Below are 26,158 nucleotides of genomic sequence, written 5' to 3' on the forward strand. Positions count from 1 at the left end.
AACCGTTGGGAGTGCCCGAGGTGACCATCTGGACCGAGCTGCTCGGCAGCCAGACGCACGTCCTCGGCGAGAAGTACCGGACCCGCGTCATCGAGGCCGGCGACGGCGAGCCGCTGGTGCTGCTGCACGGCGTCGGCGGGCACGCCGAGGCCTACGCGCGCAACGTGACCCGGCTCGGCCGGCGCCACCGCGCGATGGCGATGGACCTGCTGTGGCACGGCTTCTCGGCCAAGCCGGAGTTCACGCACGACGCCGTCGGCACGTACGTCGCGCAGGTGCTCGACCTACTGGACTCCCAGGGCATCGAGCGCGCGCACCTCGAAGGCGAGTCGCTCGGGGGCTGGGTCGCGCTGACCCTCGCGCTGGAGCACCCCGAGCGCGTCGGAAAGCTGGTGCTCAACACCACCGCCGGCGTCAAGTGGGCGCCGGGTTCGGTCAACGAACGCCCCGCCGAAGGGCGTGAGGCCCTGCGTGCCCGCTCTCTGGCCGCCATCGAAAACCCGACGCCGGAGACCATCCGCACCCGGCTGGAGTGGTTGATGGCCACCCCCGACCGCGTCACCGACGAGCTGGTCGAGGTCCGCCGCCGGATCTACGCCGAACCGGCGACCAACGCCGCGCTGCGCACGGTGTTCGAGAACTCCTTCGGGTTCGGCTCCGGGCCGAACCGGAAGATCTCCGAGGACCGGCTGGCGACGGTGAGCGTGCCGACGCTGGTGCTGTGGTCGGACCACAACCCCGGCAGCGGGCCCGACGTGGGCCGCCGGATCGCGAAACTCATCCCGGGCGCGGCCTTCCACAGCGTCGCCGACGCCGCGCACTGGCCCCAGTGGGAGCAGCCCGAGGAACACGACCGCGTGGTCCTCGACTTCCTGGGCCGTGCGGAGTGACCAGCAGGAGGACGAACCCCATGCGCATCCGCAGTCTCGCCTACGTCGGACTGTCCACGAAGGAGGTCGCGGCCTGGGAGACCTTCGCCGCGGACGTTCTGGGCCTGCCCGGCCAGTGGATCGACGACGGGCGCCTGCTGCTGCGCATGGACGAGCGGGCCTACCGCTTCGACGTGCGCCACGGCGAGAGCGAAGCGCTGTCCTGGCTGGGCTGGGAGGTGGCGAGCGCCGCCGACCTGACCGCGCTCGAACACGAGCTGACCGCCGCCGGCGTCGCGGTCACCCGGGCGACCGCCGCCGAGTGCGCCGACCGCCGGGTCGCCGGGATGGTCTGGCTCGAAGACCCGTCCGGGCTGCGCCACGAGCTGTTCTACGGGCAGGAGGCCGACTTCCGGCCGCTGCGCCTGACCCGCGCGCTGGCCGGCTACCGGACCGGCGAGCACGGGATGGGCCACGCCGTCGTCGGCGTCACGAACTACGCCGAAACGCTGGCGTTCCTGGTGGACACGCTCGGCTTCGGCGTCAGCGACACGTTCAAGGGCTTCATCGCGTTCCTGCACTGCAACCCGCGCCACCACTCCATCGCGCTGGTGGAGACCGACGAGCCCGGCCTGCGGCACATCATGCTGGAGACGACGACCCTCGACGACGTCGGCGCGACCATCGACGTCGCCTACGACCGCCGCATCGTCACGCGCACGCTGGGCCGCCACACCAACGACCGGGCCGTGTCGTTCTACCTCGAGACGCCGTCCGGTTGGGAGATCGAGTACGGCTGGGACGGCCTGGACGTGGACACCGCCGACTGGTCGACGCGGCAGCTGGCCGGGCCGACCAGCCTGTGGGGGCACCACCACGTGTCCGGCACCGAGATCAAGACCTCATGACGCCCGACCCGATCGACCCGGACATCACGCAGCTGTCCGGCTGGCAGCGGGAATGGGTCAAGGCCGCCCGCGCCTCGGTCGACGAGGAGGAGCTGGCGCTGCTGTGCCAGGCGGCCACCGACATCCCCAGCCCGACCGGCTGCGAGCGGGAGCTGGCCGAGTACTTCCGCGACGTGATGACCTCGTCCGGGATCGACAGCCGCGTGCAGGCGATCGACGAACGCCAGGCCAACCTCGTCACCCGCGTCGGCACCGGCCGCACGGGCGCGCAGCTGCTCCTGCTCGCCCCGCTCGACACGGCGTTCGCGCCGGGCCGCGAGGACGCGCCGTGGCTCGGGGAACGGCCTCGCGACGACTTCACGCTGCCCGCGCAGCGCTACGGCGACAAGGTCGTCGGGCTCGGCGCGGAGAACCCCAAGGCGTTCGCCAGCTGCGCGCTGGCCGCCGCGCTCGCCGTGCACCGCTCCGGCGTGCCGCTGGACGGGCAGCTGGTGGTCGCGCTCGTCGGCGGCAGCATGCCGGTGCTGGCCGGGGAGCAGTCCTCGCGGCGCAACTCGGGCATGGGCGTCGGCACCCAGTTCCTGATGGACCACGGCCAGTGCTCCTCCGACCTCGCGATCGTGCTCAAACCGGGCTACTCGGTGGTGCACGAAGAGGTCGGGTTCGCGATCTTCCGCGTCGTCGTGCGCGGTTCGGTCGGCTACACCGGCAGCCGGCACAAGGGCAGCTACAACAACGCGATCGTCGCGGCCGCCCGGATGGTCGGGCGGCTGGAGGGCTGGTTCGCCGAGTACACCGCGCGCAACTCCTCGGGCCAGGTGGCGCCGCAGGGCGCGGTCACCGCGATCCGGGCCGGCGACGGGACCAAGCCGGCGTTCAACCCGGCCACCTGCGAGTTCTGGGTCGACCTGCGGGTCAACCCGCGCACCACGGTCAACGCCGTGGCCGGCCAGTTCGAGGCGATCGTCGCCGAGCTGCGGGCGTCGGAGCCCGCCGTCGGGATCGAGGTCGAGCTGGTGGCCGGTCAGGCGGGGTCGGCGACGCCCGCCGACAGCCCGGTCGTCACCCGGCTGGTCCGGGCCTGGGAAGAGGTCGAAGGCCGGCCGCACGTGCCGGGCAAGCCGGGCAGCGGGCTGTCCGACGGCGGCGTGCTGCGCCGCCACGGCATCCCGACCGCGCGGATCGGCCTGCCGATGCCCACTGAGCCCGGGCCGTTCGAAGGGTTTTCCATGGGCGTCGCGGACCTGCCCGCCATGCGCCGGCTGGTCGACCTGCTGGTCGGCGTCGTGGTGGACGTGACCACCCGGCAACGCGCCGAACTGTGTGAGCCTCCCGCGAGCAGTCGAGGAGACAACTGATGACCGACACTGTCGACGACGAGGTCCGCCCGGCGCGGCGGCAGGCGAGCGTCGGCGGCCCCGGCCGCCGGGACTGGTCGACCTGGCCGCGCTACGAGAAGGCGGCGCTCGGCTTCCGCGAGTACTGGTACCCGGTGGCGTGGTCGCGCAAGATCGGCAAGAAGCCGCACGCCGTCCAGGTGCTCGGCGAGAAGATCATGCTGATCCGCGACGGCGGCGAGGTCCGCGCGCTGCACGACCGGTGCCCGCACCGCGGGGTGCCGCTGAGCCACAAGATGTCGTCGCAGGAGTTCCCCGGCACGTGGAGCTGCTGCTACCACGGCTGGACGTTCGACCTGGAGACCGGCGTGCTGGTCGCCGCGATCACCGACGGCCCCGAGTCGCCGATCTGCGGCAAGGTCACCGTGCGCACCTACCCGGTCGAGGAGGCCCGCGGACTGGTCTGGGTCTGGCTGGGTGACGGACCGGCCCGTCCGTTCGAAGAGGACGTCCCGGAGGAGCTGCTCGACCCGGACGCGGTCGTCGTCGGCCGGATCACCGTGCGGGACGGCAACTGGCGCTTCGGCGCGGAGAACGGCTTCGACGACGGCCACGCGAAATGGCTGCACCGCAACGCGTTGTGGACCAAGCGGGTCAAGATGCCGGTGTGGAGCGAGATGAAGGTGATCCGCGACGGGCCGTGGATCACCCGCCGCAAGGACAAGATGCACTACAGCGCCTCGTTCCCCGGCCTCGGCGACTTCCCGAAGAAGAAGTGGTACCGGCGGCGCGAGGGCAACAAGACCAAGGTGTCGCTGCGGCTGCCGGGCACGCTGCGGGTGAAGTACGCGGAGTGGTCGCACTTCGAGTGGTGGGTCGCGGCGTCCGCGGAGAACCACACGTACGTCCAGCTCGCGGTGATGAACCAGGGCAAGTGGCGCAACCGCAAGTTCTGGCTCTACTACTGGACGTGGGCCCGCTGGGTGTTCCACGGCATGTTCAACGACGAGGACCGGCTGATGGTGGAGGTCACCGACGCCCCGCCGGAGCGCCTGTACCGCCCCGACGTCTCGCTGACCGAGTGGCGGCGGATGGTCGAGGAGGAGGCCCGGCGCGGCCCGGTCGAGGAAGTCAAGGAACGTCAGGCCGAGAAGAGGCGGGCGAAGCATGACTGAGCCTTTCCGTTTGGTGATCGGGATGTCCGGCTCCAGCGGGGCGATCTACGGGATCCGCCTGCTGGAGATCCTGAAGGGCATGCCGGAGGTCGAGACGCACCTGGTGGTGACGCCGGCGGCGCGGCAGACGATCGCGTTCGAGACGGACTGGACACCGGATTCCGTCGCGTCGTTGGCGGACGTCACGTACCGGCCGGGCGACATAGCGGCGTCGATCTCGAGCGGGTCGTTCCCGATCGACGCGATGATCGTGCTGCCGTGCTCGGTGCGTTCGCTCGGGGCCATCGCCTGGTCCCAGAACGACAGCCTGCTGGTGCGGGCCGCGGACGTGACGTTGAAGGAGCGGCGGAAGCTCGTGGTGGCGTTGCGCGAAACGCCGTTGCACCTCGGGCACCTGCGCGCGATGACGCAGGTGACCGAGATGGGCGGCATCATCGCACCGCTGATGCCCGCGTTCTATGGGCGCCCGGCGACGCTGGGTGACCTGGTGGACCACCAGGTCGGCCGGCTGTGCGACCTGCTGGGGATCAAGCCGCCGGACGAGCTGGTCGAGCGCTGGCACGGCCCCTCGACCCACTGACCTACTGAGAAAGGCCCCCTCCGCCGGAGGGGGCCTTCTTCATGGGTGGTGGAAGATCGCCCCCACCGGCGGTGGACCGGTGAAGGCGACCTTCAGTCCAAGTAGGACGCCAGCGCGTCCCCGTCCTCCAGCAGAGCGCGGTGGTCCACTCGCGCGACGACCTCCGGCGGTACCCGGCACGAAGGCGGGAACACCGCCGGTGGCACGGGCTTCGTGCAGTCGAAGATCAGCTTGGTCTCCATCGGGCCCTTCTCCTCCCGGTTGTGCCCGTAGGTCACCGGGTTGAGCTGGCCGCCGAGGAAACCCGGCATGATCGTCAGGTCGCGGTCGGCCTGGAAGCGCGTCGCCAGGCACCACAGCGTCTCGACTTCGTTGAAGACGTCGACGTCGTCGTCGACCACGAACACGTGCTTCAGCAACGGGTCCACCGCCAGCGCCGCGCACGCCGCGAGCTTCGGCTCGCCTTCCACGCGCTTGCTCATGGACAGGTACAGGTGCGACCGCGCCATGCCCGACAGCGGCAGGTGCACGCCGGTCACCGTCGGGACGGCTTCCTTGACCCGGCGGTAGATGCTGCCCATCCGGGGGAGCCCGCCCAGCATGCTGTGCTCGGTGTGCGCGTTGAAGACGTCGACGAAGATGGGCTTGCGGCGCATGGTGATCGCGGTGATCTTGACGTACGGCTGCGGGCCGGTGCGGGTGTAGAACCGCGGGTACTCGCCGAACGGGCCTTCGACGGCCGTCGCGTCGGGGTCGGTGTCGATCACGCCCTCGATGACGATCTCCGCGCGGGCCGGCACCTCGAGGTCGACCGTCTTGCAGGGCACCATTTCCAGGGGCTCACCGAGCAGGCCGCCGACGACGTCGAGCTCGCCGCCGATGCCCTCCAGTTTGGACACCGCACCCATGAGCAGGGCCGGGTGGTGGCCGATGACGAGCGCCACTTCCATCGGCTTCTTCTGTTCACGCAGCTTTCGCAGCACGTACGCGGTGTGGTGGGCCGGGTTCACCTGGATGCCGACCTGGGCGCGGCCCTGCTGCTGGTGGCGGAAGATGCCCGCGTTGATCTTGCCGCTGTCCGGGTCGCGGCAGATGGTCACGGCCGAGGTGATGTACTTGCCCGCGTCCAGCTCCTGATGCTTGAGCAGGGGCAGCAGGCCGACGTCGATGTCGTCGCCGGTGAGCACGACTTCCTGTACGGGCGCGGTATCCACGGTGACCGGCTTGATCCCGGACCCTTCGCGCAGCGCGTATTCGGGAACCATCGAGTGGACGTCCGAGCCGATGCTGCGGGCGAGCCGCTCGTAGGTGCCGTGCAGGTTGATGAGCAACGGGATCTCGGAACCGCCGACGTTTTCGCACAGCACCGCCGGGAAGCCGGGGTAGGCGAGGTCGTCCTCCATGCGGTCGACGAGCGCGGTGACCTCGAACTCGGGGTCGACCGGCTTGCGCACGACCTTGATCTGGTCCGGGTCCAGCTCGGCCAGGAATGTCCGCAGATCCTTCGCCATCAAACGCCTTCCGTTCGCACCGTGGCTCGCGAACCGAGTATCGGCCCCGGTCACGGACTCGGCGGGGCACGACCGGCAAGAACTAGGGAAATGCTCCGTCCTCGTCCCGCGGTGGCGCTCGGCAGGGGTTGCCGGGTGCTAAATGGTCTCGTCCACGAAGCCGCGCGTCGTCGTACGTCAGGAGAACGACATGACCGTCACCGCAGCGCCGCCCCGCGAAGCCGCGGCGGCCGAACTGGCCCGGTCCTGGGCCGAGGACCCCCGGTGGCGCGGAGTCCGCCGGGACTACTCCGCCGAGGACGTCCTGCGGCTGCGCGGCAGCGTGACCGAAGAGCACACGCTCGCCCGGCTGGGCGCGGAGCGGCTCTGGAGCCTCCTGCACACCGAGGACTACGTCCACTCGCTCGGCGCGCTGACCGGCAACCAGGCCGTGCAGCAGGTGCGGGCCGGCCTCAAGGCCATCTACCTCTCCGGCTGGCAGGTCGCCGCCGACGCGAACCTCTCCGGCCACACCTACCCGGACCAGAGCCTCTACCCGGCCAACTCCGTCCCGCAGGTCGTGCGCCGGATCAACAACGCGCTGCTGCGCGCCGACCAGATCAGCTGGGCCGAGGACGAAAAGGACGCCCCGCACTGGCTGGCGCCGATCGTCGCGGACGCCGAGGCCGGCTTCGGCGGCGTGCTCAACGCCTTCGAGCTGATGAAGGGCATGATCGCCGGCGGCGCCGCCGGCGTGCACTGGGAAGACCAGCTGGCCGCGGAGAAGAAGTGCGGCCACCTCGGCGGCAAGGTGCTCATCCCGACCTCCCAGCACGTCCGCACGCTGCAGGCCGCGCGCCTGGCCGCCGACGTCTGCGACGTCCCCAGTCTCGTCATCGCCCGCACCGACGCCCAGGCCGCGAACCTCATCACCAGCGACGTCGACGACCGCGACAAGCCGTTCCTGACCGGTGAGCGCACCCCCGAGGGCTACCACCGCGTGCGCGGCGGCATCGAGCCGTGCATCGCCCGCGGGCTGGCCTACGCGCCGTACGCCGACCTGCTGTGGATGGAGACGTCCAAGCCGGACCTCGAGGTCGCGCGCCGGTTCGCCGAGGCGATCAAGGCCGAGTACCCCGACCAGCTGCTGGCCTACAACTGCTCGCCGTCGTTCAACTGGAAGCAGCACCTCGACGACGCGACGATCGCGAAGTTCCAGCGCGAGCTGGGGCACATGGGCTACAAGTTCCAGTTCATCACCCTCGCCGGTTTCCACTCGCTGAACCATTCGATGTTCGCCCTGGCGCGCGGCTACGCCGACGATGGCATGACGGCCTACGTCGAGCTGCAGGAGCGCGAGTTCGCCGCCGAGGCCGCCGGCTACACCGCGACCCGCCACCAGCGCGAGGTCGGCACCGGCTACTTCGACCTCGTCAGCACGGTCGTCAACCCGTCCAGCAACACCGTCGCGCTGATGGACTCCACCGAGAAGTCGCAATTCTACTGAGCAGGCGCCCGGTCATTCTGAGGTTTTCCCCAAACGGTTCCGTGCTAGAAACAAATTGACGACACATCAGCCACGCGAAAACTGGAATTCAGGACGGTTGCCCATGCGCATGCCCGAGAACCTCGAAGACATGGTTTACGGAGTCTATGGAACCACTGAAATCGCGGTGAAGCCATGCCCGTTCACGCAGGCCGAGATCGATGAGCTCGAGAGCACCAACGAAATGCTCATCTACGTGCCCCAGGAGATCTCCGAGGCGCAGATGATCGAGACCGGCAAGCTCAACACGAACTTCCGCTGGGAAGTCGAGCAGAACATGATCAAGAGCCCGATGACCGACGAGTCGCACTGGCTCATCTGCTCGGCCTCGCCGATCCCCGAGATGCTCGGCCAGAGCACGCAGGCCATCTCCCGCGTCTACGACGAAGAGGGCCTCGACGGCATGGACTTCCGCCGGTACCTGGCGTTCGTGCTGACCTACCGCCACCTGACCAACGAGTACCCGGACTTCCGCCAGTGGTGCCTGCTCGTCGGCGGCCACTACGACCGCAGCGGCATCTCGCTGGTCGGCTTCGACAAGCACGGCAACTTCGGGCACCACGGCTGGATGAAGAACTTCAAGGCCAAGATGTCCGGCGGCCGCTACGTCGCCTTCGCCCCGCGCAAGCACATCAACGCCGAGACCGAGCGGCTCGAACGCCCCCGCCGTGGCGCGCGCAACAAGGCCACGCACGACGCGGGCACCGACTGACCCTTTCCGAATTCCAGCACAACCCTGTGCGTGGAGCTGTGCCGTCACTGGAGGAAGAACCATGGCAGACGACGAGCGCGTGGACATCACGCGAAAGCTCGTTGAGTTCGTCGAGAAGCACCTGCTGGACGGCAAGGACGTGGGGGAACTGACCACGACCACGCCGTTGCTGGACTGGGGGCTGCTCAACTCGATCGAAACCACCCGGCTGGTCGCCTATCTCCGTGAGGAGTTCTCCGTGCGCGTCCCGCCCACGGAGATGGTGGCCCGCCACTTCAAGGACATCGAAAGCATCGCCGACCTGGTGACCTCGCTGCGTGCCCCGGTCGCCTGACCCCTGTCTCGGATCTTGAACGGAGAACCTGTGTCTTACGACTACGATGTCGGCATCATCGGCGGTGGCCCGGCCGGTTCCACGGCGGCGTCCTACCTGGCGAAGGCCGGCCTTTCGGTGGTGGTCTTCGAGGGCGAAACGTTCCCTCGCGAGCACGTCGGCGAGTCCCTCGTCCCCGCGGTCATCCCCGTGATGCACGACATCGGGGTCATCGGCAAGGTGGAGGCGGCCGGCTTCCCCCGCAAGTACGGCGCCGCGTGGACCTCGTCGGACACCCGCCCGACCAGCACGCTGGACTTCGACGCCGGTTCGCACGGCCTCGGCGTGGCGGAGATCGCTTACGAGGAGCGTGACCAGGACGGCGTCGACCGCGTCTACGCCTGGCACGTCGACCGCGGCCAGTTCGACTCGTTGCTGCTCAAGCACTCCGAGGAGCTCGGCGCCAAGGTCTACCAGGGCGTCCGCGTCAACCGCGTCGACTTCACCGACCGCGACCGGCCGGTGCTGCAGGCCAAGATCGGCGAGCAGCCGATCGAGGTCGCCGTCCGCGTCGTGCTCGACGCTTCCGGCCGCCAGACCCTGCTGGGCCAGCAGCTCAAGGTCAAGGTGCCGGACAAGGTCTTCAACCAGTACGCCGTGCACACGTGGTTCGAGGGCCTGGACCGCGCGTCGCTGGCGCGGCGTCCCGAGGACGCCGACTACATCCACGTGCACTTCCTGCCGCAGGAGAACACCTGGGTCTGGCAGATCCCGATCACCGAGACCATCACCTCGATCGGCGTCGTCACCCAGAAGGAGAAGTTCAAGGAGCACAAGGACGACCTCGAGGGCTTCTTCTGGAACTCCGTCGGCACCCGGCCGGAGATGCTGGACGCGCTGAAGAACGCCAAGCGCGTGCGGAAGTTCAAGACCGAGGGCGACTACAGCTACGGCATGAAGCAGATCGCCGGCGACGCGCTGGTGCTCATCGGCGACGCCGCCCGCTTCGTCGACCCGATCTTCTCCAGCGGGGTCAGCGTCGCGATGAACAGCGCCCGCCTGGCGGCCAAGGACGTCATCGCCGCGCACAAGGCGGGCGACTTCCGCCGGGAGCGGTTCGACAACTACGTCAACACCCTCCGCAAGGGCGTCAACATCTGGTACGACTTCATCTCGATGTACTACCGGCTGAACGTGCTGTTCACCGCGTTCATCGATGACGACCGGTACCGCAAGGACGTCATCCAGATGCTCCAGGGCGACGTCTACGACGCCGAGGAGCCGGCGGCCCTGACCGCGATGAAGGAGTACGTCGCCGCCGTCGAGGCCGACCCCACGCACCTGTGGCACGGGCACCTCGGCAGCCTCAAGGCCTCGTCTTCGGCGCTGGCCCTGTTCTAGCCCCACACCCCGGTCGTGAGTGAGAAACAGGGTTAGAACACTGTTTCTCACTCACGACCGGCTGCGTCCGATCGGAGAGACCGCATGTCCTCGCTCGACGAGCGCACCACCGCCGAGCCCGCCGCGCCCACCGGGAAACCGGGCCGGACGTGGATCTCCTACCTGGCCATGGTGGTCCTCCCGGTCCTGGCCGCCTTCTTCCTGCTGCGCGTCGGCGGCGGTGACGGCCACGCCCCGGCCGGGCACACCGGTGGCGCGGCGGACCCGGTCGCCAAGCTGCTGTTCGCCCTGCCGGTGATCTTCCTGGCCTGCCGGCTGCTCTCGGCGGTCGCGCGGAAGCTGGCTCAGCCGGCGGTGATCGGCGAGATCTTCGCCGGGATCCTGCTCGGGCCGTCGTTCCTCGGCTGGGTGTGGCCCGCGGCCTACCACTGGATCTTCCCCGACTTCCTGGCCTCGACGATCAACACGCTCGCCCAGATCGGCCTGGTCATCTTCATGTTCCTGGTCGGCTACGAGCTCGACGTCGAGCTGGTCCGCCGCCGCAGCAAGGCCGCGGTGCTGGTGAGCCACGTCAGCGTCGCGATCCCGTTCCTGTCCGGGGTGGTGCTCGCGTTCGTCCTGCACCCGACCCTCGGTGACGGCGTCGCGCGGCTGCCGTTCGCCCTGTTCCTCGCGATTTCGATGAGCATCACGGCGTTCCCGGTGCTGGCCCGGATCATCACCGACCGCAAGATGACGAAGCTGCCGATCGCCGCGCTGGCGCTGAGCTGCGCCGCCGTCGACGACATCACCGCGTGGTGCCTGCTGGCGCTCGTCGTCGCCATCGCGAGCGCGACCTCCATGGCCGCCACCTTGGTGACCGTGGGGCTCACGATCGCGTTCTTCGCGTTCATGCTGTTCGTCGTGCGCCCGCTGCTGCGCCGGCTGTTCGCGCCCACCGAGCAGGGGCAGAAAGCGCTGCCGACGACGGCGGTGGTGTCCGTGCTGCTGGCCGGGCTGCTGCTGTCCGCGCTGGCCACCAACGCCATCGGCATCCACCCGATCTTCGGCGCGTTCCTCTTCGGCGCCGTGACGCCGCGCGGTTCGCTGCCGATCCGCCAGGCCACCGACCAGATGCACGCGCTGACGGTCACGCTGCTGCTGCCGCTGTTCTTCGTCTACACGGGACTCCGCACGAAGTTCGACCTGATCGGCACCGACCCGACGCTGTGGCTCTGGTGCCTGCTGATCGTCGCCGTGGCGATGCTGGGCAAGTGGGGCGGGAGCCTGGCCGCCGCGCGGCTGTCCGGCATCGGCAGGCGGGACGCGTGGTCACTGGGCGCGCTGATGAACTGCCGGGGGCTCACCGAGCTGGCGGTGCTGAACATCGGCCTCGACCTCAAGGTGATCAGCCCGACGATGTTCGCGATGCTGGTGGTCATGACGCTGGTGACCACGGTCGCCACCTCACCCGCGCTCTCGCTGATCGAACGCTACAAGCGCCGGCCCGCGGAACCCCTTCCCGCCGCGTAGGAGCCGGACATGCCCCGCGACATCGCCTTCCTGCCCTACCCGGCCTACGGGCACATGACCCCGGCGCTGCCGGTGGTCGCCGAGCTCGTCCGCCGCGGTCACCGGGTCACCTGCTTCACCTCCGGCGAGTTCGCGGACCGGGTCGTCGCGCTCGGCGCCCGGGCCGCGGCCTACGGCTGCGACCTGTCCACCGCGCAGCCGGACATCACCGACGCCGACGAGGCCGCCCGGGCCCCGCTGCACCTGCTCGAACAGAGCATGGCCGTGCTGCCCGCCGTGGAACGCGTCTTCGGCGGCGGCCCGCCGGACCTGCTCGTCTACGACACGACGCTGTGGGCACCGGGGCGGCTGCTGGCCCGCAAGTACGGGCTGCCGGCCGTGCAGCTCTCGGCCACCGTGGCGTCCAACGAGCACTTCTCGCTCACCAAGGAGAACCAGGCCTACGGCGAGGCGGTCGACCCGGCGCACCCGGCGATCGCCCGGTTCGTCACGCGCCTCGGCGAGCACCTGGCCGCCCACGGCCTCGGCGACCTGACGCTGGAGGAGTTCTTCACCGGCGGCGACGAGTTCACGCTGGTGTTCCTGCCGCGGGCGTTCCAGCCGGCGGGGGAGACCTTCGACGAGCGGTTCGCCTTCGTGGGCCCGCCGTCGAGCCCGGCCGCCCGGACGTGGCGGCCGCCCGCCGACGGCCGCCCGGTCGTGCTGATCACCCTGGGCACCACCGTCAACGACCGGCCGGAGTTCTTCCGCACCTGCGCCGAAGCCTTCGCGGACCTGCCCTGGCAGGTGGTGCTCACCCTGGGGAAGCGGGTGGACCCGGCCACGCTGGGGCCGCTGCCGTCCCATGTGGAGGCCCACCGGTGGGTCGCGCACGGCGACGTCCTGCCGCACTGCTCGGTGTTCCTGTGCCAGGGCGGGATGGGCAGCCTGATGGAGGCACTGTCCTTCGGCGTCCCCGTGATCGCCGTGCCGCACCACCCGGAGCAGCACATCAACGCCCGGCAGATCCGGCGGCTCGGGCTGGGTGCCTCGCTCGACAAGGAGACCGTGACCGCCGAGCGGATCCGGGACGCGGTCCTGGCGGTCGACGAGGACGAGGCCGTGCGGCGGCGCGTCCAGCTCATGCGGCGCGAGGTGCACGCCGCGGGCGGAGCGGTCCGCGCCGCTGACGAGATCGAGGCCAGGGTCGCCGCCGCGCACCCGGCCGGAGGGAGCCGGAAGTGACCGAGCCGTCGTCGTTGCCCGTCAAGCGGAGCTGCCCGTTCGACCCGCCCGACGAGTACCGGGCCCTGCCGGGGATCAGCCCCCTGGCGTTCGACGCCAGTCCCGGTCCGGCCACCGGCTGGCTGGTGACCAAGCTGTCCGACGTCCGCGCGGTGCTGGCCGACGCCCGGTTCAGCCACCGCAACGACCTCGTCGCGCTCGCCGTGCCGCCGCCGTTCCCGATGGACACCTACGCACCCGAACCGGCCGCGCCCGGCGCGTTCCCGAAGATGGACGGCGCCGAGCACGCGCGGTACCGGAAGCTGATCGCGAAGTACTTCACCGTGCGGCGCACCCGGGAGCTGGTCCCGGCCGCCGAACGGATCGCCGGCGAGCTGCTGGACGCGATGGCCGCGGGCGGCACGGAAGCCGAGCTGGTCGCCGCCTACGCCGAGCCGCTGGCCACCCGGCTGATGTGCGAGCTGGTCGGCGTCCCGGAGTCCGATCGCGAAGAACTGCTGCACCACTTGAACGTCGTGGCCCGGATGCGGTACTCCCTGGAGGAGCTGATCGCCGCGATCACGGTCGTCGGCGGCACGCTGGAGCGGCTCGTCGACGCGGCGTTCGACGACCCGGGCGAGGACATGCTCGGCGAGCTGGCCCGCACCGGCGAGCTGGACCGGCCGGAGCTGGTGAACCTGGCCTGGGCGCTGGTCGGCGGCGGCTTCGACACGACCACGAACATGCTGGCCCTGGGCACTTTCGCGCTGTTCGAGCACCGCGACCAGCTCGAGCGGCTGCGGGCCGACCCGGCGTTGTGGCCCAACGCCGTCGAAGAACTGTTGCGCTACTTGACGGTCTCGCACCTCGGCGCGAGCCGGGCGGCCCTGGCAGACGTCGAACTGGGGGACCAGGTGATCCGCGCGGGCGAGACGGTCGTCGTCGCGCTCCCGGCGGCCAACCGCGACCCCGGGCGCTTCCCGGACCCCGACCGGCTCGACATCGGCCGGGCGACCCAGGGCCATGTCGCGTTCGGCCACGGCGTGCACCAGTGCATCGGCCAGCACCTGGCCCGGTTCACGATGCGGGTGGGGTTCGAGGCGCTCTTCACCCGTTTCCCGGCACTGCGGCTCGCGGTCGAGCAGGAGCAGGTCCCGCTGCGCGACGACATGCTGCACTACGGGGTCCACGCGCTGCCCGTCACCTGGACCTCCGGAGTCGTCTAGGCACCGCACTAGACCTGACCTGTCCGCCGTGGACAGCGTTGCGGCGCCTGTGTTGCCGTGGACGTCGAGCAGTCTCCCCAGGAAGGAAGCCGCCCGCCGATGGAGCGTGAGATGACGGGTTTTGCGAGCACTCCGGGCGAGCCGGTCGCCGTGGTCGGGCTTTCCTGCCGCCTCCCGGGCGCGGACGGGCCCGCCGCCTTCTGGCGGCTCCTGACCGAAGGCCGCAGCGCGATCACCGAGGTGCCCGCCGGCCGGTGGGACCCGGCGGAAACCGGCGTCCGCCAGGGCGGGTTCCTCGACGCCGTCGACCGCTTCGACGCCGCCTTCTTCGGCATCTCGCCGCGCGAGGCCACCGCGATGGACCCGCAGCAGCGGCTGGTGCTGGAACTCGCGTGGGAAGCGTTGGAGCACGCCGGGATCGTGCCCGCGAGCCTCGGCGGAAGCGCCGCGGGTGTGTTCGTCGGCGCGATGTGGGACGACTACGCCGCGCTCGTGCACGCGAACGACGCCGAAGCGATCAGCCACCACACCATCACCGGCGTGCACCGCAGCCTGCTCGGCAACCGCGTCTCGCACCTGCTGGGCGTGCACGGCCCGAGCTTCACCGTCGACTCCGGGCAGTCGTCCTCGCTCGTCGCCGTGCACCTGGCGGTGCAGAGCCTGCGCCGCGGCGAGTGCCCGGTCGCGCTGGCGGGCGGGGTCAACCTGATCTTCTCGCCGGGCAACGCCGTCACGACGGCTCGTTTCGGCGGGCTTTCGCCGGACGGTCAGTGCTTCACCTTCGACGCCCGCGCCAACGGTTTCGTGCGCGGCGAGGGCGGCGGGCTCGTCGTCCTCAAGACGCTCTCGCGGGCCCGGGCCGACGGCGACGAGATCCTCGCCGTCATCCGCGGCACCGCGGTCAACAACGACGGTGCCGGCGACGGCCTGACCGTCCCGGACGCCCGGGCTCAGGCCGCGGCCGTCCGCGGCGCCCACGCCGACGCCGGGATCGAGCCGGCCGCGGTCGGCTACGTCGAGCTGCACGGGACTGGGACCAAAGTCGGCGACCCGATCGAGGCCGCCGCGCTGGGCGACGTCTTCGCCGCCGGACGCGCCGAGCCGCTGCCGGTCGGGTCGGTCAAGACCAACGTCGGGCACCTCGAGGGCGCGGCGGGCATCGCCGGGCTGCTCAAGGCGTTGCTCGCGGTGCGGCACGCCACCCTGCCCGCCAGCCTCAACTTCGCGACGCCGAACCCGGCGATTCCCCTGGACGAGCTGAAGCTGCGTGTCGTGGCGGAAACCGCCGAGTGGGACGCCGGACGCCGGATCGCCGGGGTCAGCTCGTTCGGCATGGGCGGGACCAACGCCCACGTCGTGCTGGAGTCGGCCGACCCCGTCGCGCCCCGCTCGACGACGGACACCGCGGCGCCGTGGCTGCTCTCGGCCCGCACCGCACCGGCGTTGCGGGCGCAGGCCGCCGCGCTGCTGTCCCATGTGGACGAATACCCGGAACTGTCCGCAGTGGACATCGGCTGGTCGCTGGCCAACCGCCGCACGGCCTTCGAGCACCGCGCGGTCGCCGGGAGCCGGGACGCGCTGCGCGCGATCGCCGACGGCATGGGCGTCACCCAGGGGGTCACCGCCACGAGCGACGACCGCGTCGTCTTCGTCTTCCCCGGCCAAGGCGGCCAGTGGGCCGGAATGGCCGCCGAGTTGCTGGATAGTTCATCGGTGTTCGCCGCGCGGCTGGCCGAGTGCCGCGACGCGCTCGCGCCGCACCTCGACTGGGACGTCCTCGATGTCCTCCGCACAGGCACACCTTCGCTCGACCGCACCGACGTCCTGCAGCCGGTGTTCTGGTCGGTCGCGGTGTCCCTGGCCGCCGAGTGGCGGGCGCACGGAGTCGAGCCCGCAGCGGTGCTCGGCCACAGCCAAGGCGAACTGGCGGCCGCCGTCGTCGCGGGCGCGTTGTCCCTGGACGACGCGGCGCGGATCGTCGCGCTGCGGGCCAAGCTGCTGGCCGAACGGATGGCGGGCAACGGCGGCATGCTGTCGGTCGACCTGCCGGTCGCGGCCGTCACCGAACTCCTCGCCGCGTACCCCGGCCGCCTGTCGGTGGGCGCGGTCAACGGTCCGGCGACGATGGCGGTCTCCGGTGACCTCGACGCCCTCGACGAGCTACAGGCCGAGCTGACCGCGCGCGGGGTGCGCTGCCGCCGGATCGCCATCGCCTACGCGTCCCACTCGGCCCAGGCCGAGCCGCTCGAGGACGAGCTGCTGCGGCTGATCGCCGGAATCCGGCCGCGAGCGACGCGAATCCCGTTCTATTCCTCGACCGCGGGCGGTCTGCTCGACACCGAGCGGCTCGACGCGGGCCACTGGTTCGCCAACCTGCGGCAGCCGGTGCTGTTCGACCCGGCGATCCGAGCCGCGTTGGACGCCGGGATGGGCGTGTTCGCCGAGGTCAGCCCCCACCCGGTGCTCGTCGGCGGCATCCTGTCCACGGCGGCTGACCACGACCGCCCGGCGGCGGCGGTCGGCACGCTCCGCCGCGGCGACGGCGGACCGGCCCGGTTCGCGACATCGGTCGCCGAGCTGTGGACCCGAGGCGGCGCCGTCGACTGGACGGCGGAGTTCTCCGGCGGCGGCCCGATCGACCTGCCGACGTACGCCTTCCAGCGCGAGCGCTTCTGGCTTGTGGACCACCTCGCCGAAACCGCGGGCGACCCCGCCGAAACTGTCGGTACCCACCGATACGCTGGTAGCCGGGGGGCGGAGGCCCGCCCGGAGACTTCCACCCCGCCGTCCCACGACCTCCTCGAAACGGTCCGCGCCCACACCGCACTGGTCCTCGGCCACCCCGGCCCCGACGCGATCGACCCCACGGCGTCGTTCAAGGACCTCGGCTTCGACTCGATCGTCGGCGTCGAATTCATCACCCGGCTGTCCGCCGCGACCGGCCTGAAGCTGCCCGCGACCGCGATCTTCGACCACCCGACCCCGGCCCGGCTCGCCGCGATGCTGCGCGGCGAGCCGTCCGCGACCTCCCCGGCCGTCGCGACCCGCGCCGACGAGCCCATCGCGATCGTCGCGATGAGCTGCCGCTTCCCCGGCGGCGTGCGCTCGGCCGACGAGCTGTGGCAGCTCGTCGCCGACGGCCGGGACGTCATCGGCGGCCTGCCCACCGACCGGGGCTGGGACCTCGACGACCTCTACGACGCCGACCCGGGCAAGGCCGGCAAGTCCTACGCCCGCCACGGCGGCTTCCTCACCGGCGTCGCCGAGTTCGACGCGGACTTCTTCGGCATCTCGCCGCGCGAGGCCCTGGCCATGGACCCGCAGCAGCGGCTGCTGCTGGAGACCACGTGGGAAGCGTTCGAGCGCGCGGGCATCGACCCGGCGTCGCTGAAAGGCAGTCGCACCGGCGTCTACGTCGGTGCCACGTCGTCCGAGTACGGCCCGCGCCTGTTCGAAGGCGGCGAAGGCTTCGACGGCCACCTGCTCACCGGCACCACCGGCAGCGTCGCGTCCGGCCGGCTGGCCTACGTCCTCGGCCTGGAGGGCCCGGCGCTGACGGTCGACACCGCGTGCTCGTCCTCGCTGGTCGCGCTGCACCTCGCCGTGCGCGCGCTGCTGGCGGGGGAGTGCACGCTGGCGGTGGCCGGCGGCGCGGCCGTGATGGCCGGCCCCGGCATGCTCGTCGAATTCAGCCGCCAGCGCGGCCTTTCCCGCGACGGCCGGTGCCGCGCGTTCTCGGCCGACGCCGACGGCACGGGCTGGGCCGAAGGCGCCGGCGTCGTGCTGGTCGAGCGCCTGTCCGACGCCCAGCGGCTCGGTCACCCCGTCCTCGCCGTCGTGCGCGGCACGGCGGTCAACTCCGACGGCGCGTCCAACGGCCTGACCGCGCCGAACGGTCCCTCGCAGCAGCGCGTGATCCGCTCCGCGCTGGCCGACGCCGGACTCGCACCGTCCGAAGTGGACGTCGTCGAGGCCCATGGCACCGGAACCCCGCTGGGCGACCCGATCGAAGCCCAGGCGCTGATCGCCACCTACGGCCAGGACCGCGAACGGCCGCTGCTGCTCGGCTCGCTGAAGTCGAACCTCGGGCACACGCAGGCCGCGGCGGGCATCGGCGGCGTGATCAAGATGGTGCAGGCCCTGCGCCACGGCGTCGTGCCGCGGACCCTGCACGCCGACGAGCCCAGCCCGCGCGTCGACTGGTCCGCCGGCGCGGTCGCCCTCGCCTCGGCGGAGCAGCCGTGGCCGGAGACCGGCGCGCCCCGCCGGGCCGCGGTGTCCTCGTTCGGCATCAGCGGAACGAACGCGCACGTCATCGTCGAGCAGGCCCCGGAAATCGCTCCGGTGGTGTCCGAAGAGGACGGACTGGGCGTCTGGGTGCTGTCCGGCCGTTCCGAAGCCGCGGTGGCGGACCGGGCATCGGTGCTGGCGGACACGCCGCACGGCGTCGCCGGCGTGGGCTGGTCCCTGGCGACGACGCGGACCGCCTTCGAACACCGGGCCGCCGTGGTCGGCACCCGTGACGAACTGCTGACCGGCCTGGGTGAGATCGCCACGCGGACTCCGGGAGCGTCGGTGGTCACCGGCGTCACCGGCCCGGTGGGACGGACGGTCTTCGTGTTCCCGGGCCAAGGCGCGCAGTGGGTCGGCATGGCGGCCGGACTGCTCGACGAGTCGCCCGTCTTCGCGCGGCGGTTCGTGCAATGCGCGACGGCGTTGGAGTCCTTTGTCGACTGGTCGCCTGTGGACGTCCTGCGTGAGGGCGCGTTGGACCGGGTCGACGTGGTGCAGCCCTTGTCGTGGGCGGTCATGGTTTCCCTGGCGGCACTCTGGCAGTCGTACGGCGTCACGCCGGACGCCGTCGTGGGTCACTCCCAGGGCGAGATCGCGGCGGCCGTCGTCGCGGGTGGACTGTCCCTTGAGGACGGTGCCCGCGTGGTCGCGTTGCGCAGCAGGGCGATCGCGGCCGGGCTGGCGGGCAAGGGCGGGATGGCCTCGATCGCGCTGGACGCCGAGCGGGTGAAGGCGTTGCTCGACGACCGGATCTCGATCGCGGCGTTCAACAGCCCGTCGTCGACCGTCGTGTGCGGCGACCCCGCTGTCCTGCGGGAACTGGTGGCACGCTGCGAGAACGACGGGGTCCGCGCGCGGGTGATCCCGGTGGACTACGCGTCGCACTCGGCGCACGTGGAGGCGATCGAAGCCGAGCTGCGTGAGGTGCTCGCCCCGATCCGGCCGCGCACCGGCGAGATCCCGTTCTACTCGACCGTCACCGCCGAACCGGCCGACACCGCGACCCTCGACGCCGGCTACTGGTACCGCAACCTGCGTCAGCCGGTCCTGTTCCGCGACACCGCCGACGTCCTCGCCGAGCGCGGGCACCGGTTCTTCGTCGAGGTCAGCCCGCACCCGGTGCTCGGCGGCGGGCTCCAGGAGACCTTCGAAGAAGCGGCCGTGGTGGGGACGCTGCGCCGCGGCGAAGGCGGCCTCCGCCGGTTCCTGCTCTCGCTGGCCCAGCTCTGGACCCACGGCCACGACATCGACTGGTCGGTCCTCTACCCGAGCCGGCGCACGGTGAGTCTGCCGACGTATCCGTTCCAGCGGCAGCGTTTCTGGCTCGAACCGGCGGTCAAGCGCACCGACGACAGCGGGTTCTGGACCGCGCTCGACACCCTCGGCCTCGCCGACGACACGCCCTGGAGCGACGCGCGGATCGCGTTGACCCGGTGGCGGCAGCAAGCCGATCTGGACGGCTGGCGCCACCGCATCGCCTGGCGCGCCCTGCCCGAACCGGCCGCGACGCCGCTCACCGGCACTTGGCTCGTGGTCACGCCCACCGCGGGCGCGCTCACCGGGTTCGGCGTCGAGGTGCTCGTCACCGCGGACGACGACCGCGCCACCCTCGCCGAGCGGCTGGCCGGGCGGACACCCGACGGTGTCCTCGCGCTGACGACCTCCGACGACCCGATCCACGCGGTCACGAGCACGGCCGTGCTCGTCCAAGCGCTCGGCGACGCCGGGATCGACGCACCCCTGTGGTGCCTGACCAGCGGCGCGGTCGCCCCGCTCGACACCGACCCGGCGCCGGAGCCGGCGCAGGCCGCGGTCTGGGGCCTCGGCCGGGTGGCCGCGCTGGAGCACCCCGGCCGCTGGGGCGGGCTGATCGACCTGCCCGCGACCTGGGACGCCGGCACCGCCGAAAAGCTGGCCGCGGTGCTGGCCGGCGACGAGGACCAGGTGGCGATCCGGCCGTCCGGGGTGTTCGCCCGCCGGCTGGTTCCCGCGTCCCCCCGGGGCAAGACCCGCACCTGGGAGACCCGGGGCACGGCGCTGGTCACCGGCGGCACGGGTGCGCTGGGCAGACGCCTCGCCCGGTGGCTCGTCGCGCGCGGTGCCGAGCACGTCGTCCTGACCGGCCGTCGCGACGCCGACGTGGCCGAGCTGGGCCCCCGGGTGAGTGCCGTGATCTGCGACGTCACCGATCCGCACGCCCTCCGGGAGCTGGTCGACGGCCTCGACGACCTCCGGACCGTCGTCCACGCCGCGGGCGTCGGCACACTCGCCGCGCTCGACGACACCGACCCCGCCGCGATCGCCGAGGTCCTGCGGGCCAAGGTGCTCGGCGCGCAGCACCTCGACGACCTGCTCGGCGACCGCGAGCTGGACGCCTTCGTCCTCTTCTCTTCGATCTCCGGTGTCTGGGGTGTCGCCGACCACGCCGCCTACGCCGCGTCCAACGCCTACCTCGACGCCCTCGCGCTGCGTCGCCGGGCGCTCGGCCGGACCGCGCTGTCGGTGGCCTGGGGTCCGTGGGCGGGCGGCGGCATGATCGCCGAGACCCTGCACGACGTCCTCGCCCGCCGCGGCGTCCCGGTCATCGAACCCGAGCCGGCGCTCGCCGGCCTCGGGCAGGCGCTGGGCCACGACGACGCGTTCGTCGCGCTGGCCGAGATCGACTGGCCGGTGTTCGCCGAGGTCTTCACCGCCGTCCGGCCGAGCCCGCTGCTTTCCGAGCGGCCCGAGGTGAAGCAGCTCCGCGAAGAGTCCCCGGACGCTTCCGGCTGGGCCGGGCAGCTCGCCGCCCTCGCCGGGCCGGAGCGCGAAAAGCTCGTGTCCACTTTGGTCCGGCAGCAGGTCGCGGCCGCGCTCGGGCACTCGAGCCCGGAGAGCGTCGACGTCCGGCGCGCGTTCAAGGACCTCGGTTTCGACTCGCTCACCGCCGTCGAGCTGCGCAACCGGCTGAGCGCGGCGACCGGGCTGAAACTGCCGAGCACGCTCGTGTTCGACCACCCGACGGCCGCGCTGCTGACCGAGCACCTCCTCTCCGAGGCCGCCCCGGAGTCCACTGTGGACGCCACGTCGGCACCGGTCGCGGTGGCTGACGACGACCCGATCGCCATCGTCGCGATGGGCTGCCGCTTCCCCGGCGGGGTCACCTCGCCCGAGCAGCTCTGGACGTTGCTGACCGACGGCGTCGACGCGATCTCCGGCCTGCCCGCCGACCGCGGCTGGGACCTCGGCTCGCTCTACGACGCCGACGCGAGCCGCCCCGGCACCACCTACGCCCGGCACGGCGGGTTCCTCGCCGACGCCACCCGGTTCGACCCGGCGTTCTTCGGGATCTCGCCGCGCGAAGCCGTCGCGATGGACCCGCAGCAGCGGCTGCTCCTGGAGGTCTGCTGGGAGGTGTTCGAGCGCGCCGGGATCGACCCCACCGCGTTGCACGGCACCCCGGCCGGTGTCTTCGTCGGCCTGACCGACCAGGCCTACGGCTCGGGCAGCGGCTCCGAGGGCGAGGACTACCTGGTCACCGGCGCGGTGTCCAGCGTCGCCTCCGGCCGGATCGCCTACGTCCTCGGCCTCGAGGGCCCGGCCGTCACGGTCGACACGGCGTGCTCGTCTTCGCTGGTGGCACTGCACCTCGCGGCGCAGTCGCTGCGGTCCGGCGAGTGCTCGATGGCGCTCGCCGGCGCGTCGATGGTGATGTCGACGCCGAGCCAGTTCCTCGGCTTCAGCCGCCAGCGCGGCCTCGCGCCCGACGGCCGCTGCAAGCCGTTCGCCGCCGCCGCCGACGGGTTCGCCCTCGCCGAGGGCGTCGGCGTCCTGCTGGTGGAGCGGCTGTCCGACGCGCGCCGCCACGGGCACCCGGTGCTCGCGGTGCTCCGCGGGTCGGCGATCAACTCCGACGGCGCGTCGAACGGCTTGACCGCCCCGAACGGCGGCTCCCAGCAGCGGGTCATCCGCGCCGCGCTGGCCGGCGCGGGACTGCGACCGTCCGAAGTGGACGTCGTCGAGGCGCACGGCACGGGCACCCCGCTGGGCGACCCGATCGAGGTGCGGGCGCTCATCGCGGCCTACGGGCCGGATCGCGAACGGCCACTGCTCGTGGGGTCGCTGAAGTCGAACCTCGGGCACACCCAGACCGCGTCCGGGGTCGCCGGGGTGATCAAGATGGTCGAGGCGATGCGGCACGGGCAGCTGCCGAAGACGCTGCACCTCGACGAGCCGACCACGGAGGTCGACTGGTCGTCCGGCGTGGTCGAGCTGGCGGCCGAGGACCGGGCGTGGCCCGAAACCGGGGCCCCGCGACGCGCGGGCGTGTCGGCCTTCGGCATCAGCGGCACCAACGCGCACGTGATCCTGGAACAGGCCCCCGAAGCGGCACCCCCGGTCGACGCGTTGCCGACCACCGTGGGGACCTGGGTGCTGTCGGCCCGGTCCGAGGCGGCCGTGCGCGAGCAGGCGGCGGCGCTCGCGGAGACCGAGCACGGCGTCGCCGAGGTCGGCTGGTCGCTGGCCGGCACCCGGCCGGCGTTCGAGTACCGGGCCGCGGTGGTCGGCGACCGGGACGAACTCCTGGCCGGGCTGCGCGAGCTGGCCGCGGGCGGCCCCGTCAGCACCGGGACCGCGGGCGAGACCGTCTTCGTCTTCCCCGGTCAGGGCGCGCAGTGGGTCGGGATGGCGGTCGGGCTGCTCGACGAGTCGCCGGTGTTCGCCGAGCGGATCGCGGAGTGCGCGGCCGCGCTGGCCCCGTACGTCGACTGGTCGCTGACCGAAGTCCTGAGCGACGCGGAGGCCCTCGAACGGGTTGACGTCGTGCAGCCGGTGTCGTGGGCGGTGATGGTGTCCCTGGCGGCACTTTGGCGGGCGCACGGGGTCGAACCCGACGCGGTCGTCGGGCACTCGCAGGGCGAGATCGCGGCGGCTGTGGTCGCGGGTGGGCTGTCTCTCGAGGACGGTGCACGCGTGGCGGCGTTGCGCAGCAAGGCGATCGCCGCCGGGCTCGCCGGACTCGGCGGGATGGCGTGGATCGCCGCCCCGGAAGCCGAGGTCACCGCGCTGCTCGAGCCATACGGCGGCCGGATCTCCGTCGCCGCGGTGAACGGGCCGCGCTCGGTCGTCGTCTCCGGCGAGGTCGAGGCTCTGGAAGCCCTGCTCGCCGAAGCCGGTGAGCTGCGCGTGCGCCGGATCCCGGTGGACTACGCCTCGCACTCGGCCGCCGTCGAGACGATCGAAGCCGAACTGCGCGAGGTCCTCGCGCCGGTGCGGCCCCGGACGTCGGCGATCACCTACATCTCCGGCGTCACCGGCACGCCGGTGGACACCGCGACGCTCGACGCCGGGTACTGGTACCGCAACCTGCGTCAGCCGGTGCGGTTCCACGACGCCACCAAGACGCTCGTCGAAGCCGGACACCGGTTCTTCGTCGAGGTCAGCCCGCACCCGGTGCTCGGCGGCGGGATCGAGGAGACCCTCGACGAGACGGACGAGAATGCCGCGGTCGTCGGCACCCTGCGCCGCAACGCGGGCGACCTCCGGCGATTCCTGACCTCGCTGACGCAGCTGTGGGCCCACGGCCACGACGTCGACTGGCCGGTCCTCTACCCGGTCAAGCGCACCGTTGCGCTGCCGACCTACCCGTTCCAGCGACAGCGGTTCTGGCTCGAACCCCGGTCCGCGGCCCCGGTCGTCCGATCCACAGTGGACGAACTGCGGTACGAAGTCCGCTGGAGCCCCGTGGCCACCCCTCGGGCCGCCACGCTCGACGCCGGCTGGCTGGCCGTGGTGCCCGCCGGGCACGACGCGCGGGACCTGCTCGGCCCGGACGTCCGCGTGCTCGAAGTATCCACAGAGGACCGTGAGGAGCTGGCGGAGCTGCTGGCCGTCGAAGCACCGCCCGCCGGGGTCGTCTCCCTGCTGGCGCTCGACGACCGGTCGCACGCCGAGCACCCCGTGCTCACCGCCGGGCTCGCCGGCAACGTCCTGCTCACCCAGGCGCTGGCCGACGCCGGGATCGCCGCCCCGCTCTGGTTCGCGACCCGCGGCGCCGTCTCGGCCGACCCGGGCGAGCCCCTGGTGAACGCCGCGCAGGCGATGGCGTGGGGTCTCGGCGGGATCCTCGGGCTCGACCAGCCCGACCGCTGGGGCGGCCTCGTCGACCTGCCGCCCGTCACCGACGCCGCGACCGCCGGCCGGTTCGCGGCGGTCCTCACCGGTCACGACGGCGAAGACCAGGTCGCGCTGCGGTCGTCCGGGGTGTTCGCCCGGCGGATGGTCCGCGCGGCGGTGTCCCCGCCCGTCCGCTGGCGGCCGCACGGCACCGCGCTGGTCACCGGCGGCACCGGCGCGCTCGGCGGTCAGGTCGCCCGCTGGCTCGCCGCGAACGGTGCCGAGCACCTGGTGCTCGTGAGCCGCAAGGGCGAAGCCGCGCCCGGAACCACGGAACTCGCGGGCGAGCTGTCCGCGCTCGGCGCCGAGGTGACCGTCGCCGCCTGCGACGTCTCCGACCGCGACGCCCTGCGTGACCTCCTGGAAGAGCTGCCGCCGGTGAACGCCGTCGTCCACACCGCGGGTGCGGTGCACGTCGAACGGCCGATCACCGCCGTGACCCTGGCCGACTTCGCCGAGCTGGCCGAGGCCAAGGTGCGCGGCGCGCGGAACCTCGACGAGCTGTGCGGGGACCTGGACGCGTTCGTCCTGTTCTCCTCCGGCGCCGGCGTCTGGGGCAACGCGGGCCAGGCGGGCTACGCCGCCGCGAACGCCTACCTGGACGCGCTCGCCCACCAGCGCCGCGACCGCGGGCTGCCGGCGACGTCGATCGCCTGGGGTGCCTGGGCGGGCGGCGGCATGGTCGACGAGAACGTCGGCGCGCAGCTCGAACGGCGTGGCGTCCCGATGATGCGGCCCGAGCTGGCCGTCACCGCGATCCAGCCGTCGGTCGACACCGGCGGCCCGGCCAGCGTCGTCGCCGACATCGACTGGGCGAAGTTCACCCCGCTCTACACCGCCGCGCGGCCGCGCCCGCTGCTGCGGGAACTGCCCGAGGCGCAGCAGGAATCCCCTGTGGACAGTGACGACGAGCTGGCGAAGCGGCTGGCCTCCGCGTCGGAGAGCGAACGCGACCGGGTCGTGCTCGACCTGGTGCGCGCCGAGGTCGCGGTGGTGCTCGGCTTCCCCGGCCGCGACGCCGTCCGGCCGACGCAGACGTTGAAGGAACTGGGCTTCGACTCGCTGACCGCGCTCGACCTGCGCAACCGGCTCAGCGCGGCGACCGGCTTGAAGCTGCCCGCCACGCTGGTCTTCGACTACCCGACCCCGGCCGCCGTCGCGAAGCACCTGCTCGCCGGGCTGGTCGCCGACGAGCCGACCGAAGCCGACGACCTGGCCGGTGAGCTGGACCGGATCGAGGCCGCGCTGGCGGCCCTGGCCCCCGGCGACGCGGCGGGCGAGCTGGTCGCCGCCCGGCTGCGGAAGCTGCTGTGGAAGTGGGACGACAACGGCGAAGACGAAGACGACGGCCTGGAACTCGACACGGCGACCGACGACGAGATGTTCGCGGCGATCGACCGAGAACTCGGAATCTCTTGACGTGACCGGAAAACCTTC

Annotated in this window: 14 protein-coding genes; 13 read left to right on the forward strand and 1 reads right to left on the reverse strand. The window is 72.0% G+C overall.

From position 1 onward, the window contains the following. The first annotated feature begins 20 nt into the window (after positions 1 to 20). The 5 genes from AA23TX_RS28420 to AA23TX_RS28440 are packed head-to-tail and all read left to right on the forward strand — an operon-like array spanning position 21 to position 4,869. A complete protein-coding gene (locus AA23TX_RS28420) occupies positions 21 to 890 on the forward strand; it encodes an alpha/beta fold hydrolase (RefSeq protein WP_196425570.1) in 870 nt (289 codons plus the stop codon). Between the two features lie 20 nt (positions 891 to 910). Next, positions 911 to 1,777, forward strand: a complete 867-nt coding sequence (locus AA23TX_RS28425; protein WP_155545867.1) for a VOC family protein — start codon at positions 911 to 913, stop codon at positions 1,775 to 1,777. Beyond that, on the forward strand, positions 1,774 to 3,135 hold the full coding sequence (locus AA23TX_RS28430; protein WP_155545868.1) for a M20 family metallopeptidase: 1,362 nt from the start codon (positions 1,774 to 1,776) through the stop codon (positions 3,133 to 3,135). Before AA23TX_RS28425 ends, AA23TX_RS28430 begins: the two co-directional genes overlap by 4 nt. Next, complete coding sequence (locus AA23TX_RS28435; protein ID WP_155545869.1) at positions 3,135 to 4,289, forward strand: Rieske 2Fe-2S domain-containing protein; 1,155 nt, start codon at positions 3,135 to 3,137, stop codon at positions 4,287 to 4,289. The genes AA23TX_RS28430 and AA23TX_RS28435 overlap by 1 nt, the downstream gene beginning before the upstream one ends. Continuing rightward, complete coding sequence (locus AA23TX_RS28440; protein WP_155545870.1) at positions 4,282 to 4,869, forward strand: UbiX family flavin prenyltransferase; 588 nt, start codon at positions 4,282 to 4,284, stop codon at positions 4,867 to 4,869. Before AA23TX_RS28435 ends, AA23TX_RS28440 begins: the two co-directional genes overlap by 8 nt. Before the next feature lie 92 nt (positions 4,870 to 4,961). Here AA23TX_RS28440 and AA23TX_RS28445 read toward each other — a convergent pair whose 3' ends face one another. Next, positions 4,962 to 6,380 (reverse strand): UbiD family decarboxylase, encoded by a 1,419-nt coding sequence (locus AA23TX_RS28445; protein WP_155545871.1) that lies wholly within the window; start codon positions 6,378 to 6,380, stop codon positions 4,962 to 4,964. Positions 6,381 to 6,570: 190 nt separating this feature from the next. On the opposite strand from AA23TX_RS28445, the gene aceA reads away from it, so the two are divergent. From aceA to AA23TX_RS28485, 8 genes are all read left to right on the forward strand, one after another. Further along, on the forward strand, positions 6,571 to 7,866 hold the full coding sequence (gene aceA / locus AA23TX_RS28450) for an isocitrate lyase (RefSeq protein WP_155545872.1): 1,296 nt from the start codon (positions 6,571 to 6,573) through the stop codon (positions 7,864 to 7,866). A 130-nt stretch (positions 7,867 to 7,996) separates the two neighbouring features. Continuing rightward, positions 7,997 to 8,617 (forward strand): hypothetical protein, encoded by a 621-nt coding sequence (locus AA23TX_RS28455; protein WP_155545873.1) that lies wholly within the window; start codon positions 7,997 to 7,999, stop codon positions 8,615 to 8,617. A 61-nt stretch (positions 8,618 to 8,678) separates the two neighbouring features. Further along, positions 8,679 to 8,951 carry an acyl carrier protein gene (locus AA23TX_RS28460; protein WP_155545874.1) on the forward strand — a complete coding sequence of 91 codons (273 nt, stop codon included), beginning with the start codon at positions 8,679 to 8,681 and terminating at the stop codon, positions 8,949 to 8,951. Positions 8,952 to 8,981: 30 nt separating this feature from the next. Next, positions 8,982 to 10,331 (forward strand): NAD(P)/FAD-dependent oxidoreductase, encoded by a 1,350-nt coding sequence (locus AA23TX_RS28465; RefSeq protein ID WP_155545875.1) that lies wholly within the window; start codon positions 8,982 to 8,984, stop codon positions 10,329 to 10,331. Positions 10,332 to 10,415: 84 nt separating this feature from the next. Then, positions 10,416 to 11,843: a cation:proton antiporter domain-containing protein gene (locus AA23TX_RS28470; protein WP_230862742.1), complete on the forward strand. Its 1,428-nt coding sequence runs from the start codon at positions 10,416 to 10,418 to the stop codon at positions 11,841 to 11,843. 9 nt (positions 11,844 to 11,852) lie between these two features. After that, positions 11,853 to 13,067 carry a macrolide family glycosyltransferase gene (locus tag AA23TX_RS28475; protein ID WP_155545876.1) on the forward strand — a complete coding sequence of 405 codons (1,215 nt, stop codon included), beginning with the start codon at positions 11,853 to 11,855 and terminating at the stop codon, positions 13,065 to 13,067. Then, positions 13,064 to 14,272 (forward strand): cytochrome P450, encoded by a 1,209-nt coding sequence (locus AA23TX_RS28480; RefSeq protein ID WP_155545877.1) that lies wholly within the window; start codon positions 13,064 to 13,066, stop codon positions 14,270 to 14,272. The genes AA23TX_RS28475 and AA23TX_RS28480 overlap by 4 nt, the downstream gene beginning before the upstream one ends. A 111-nt stretch (positions 14,273 to 14,383) precedes the next feature. Beyond that, positions 14,384 to 26,140 (forward strand): type I polyketide synthase, encoded by an 11,757-nt coding sequence (locus AA23TX_RS28485; protein WP_196425571.1) that lies wholly within the window; start codon positions 14,384 to 14,386, stop codon positions 26,138 to 26,140. The last annotated feature ends 18 nt before the right edge of the window (positions 26,141 to 26,158 follow it).

It is taken from the genome of Amycolatopsis camponoti (assembly GCF_902497555.1).
Lineage (GTDB): Bacteria > Actinomycetota > Actinomycetes > Mycobacteriales > Pseudonocardiaceae > Amycolatopsis > Amycolatopsis camponoti.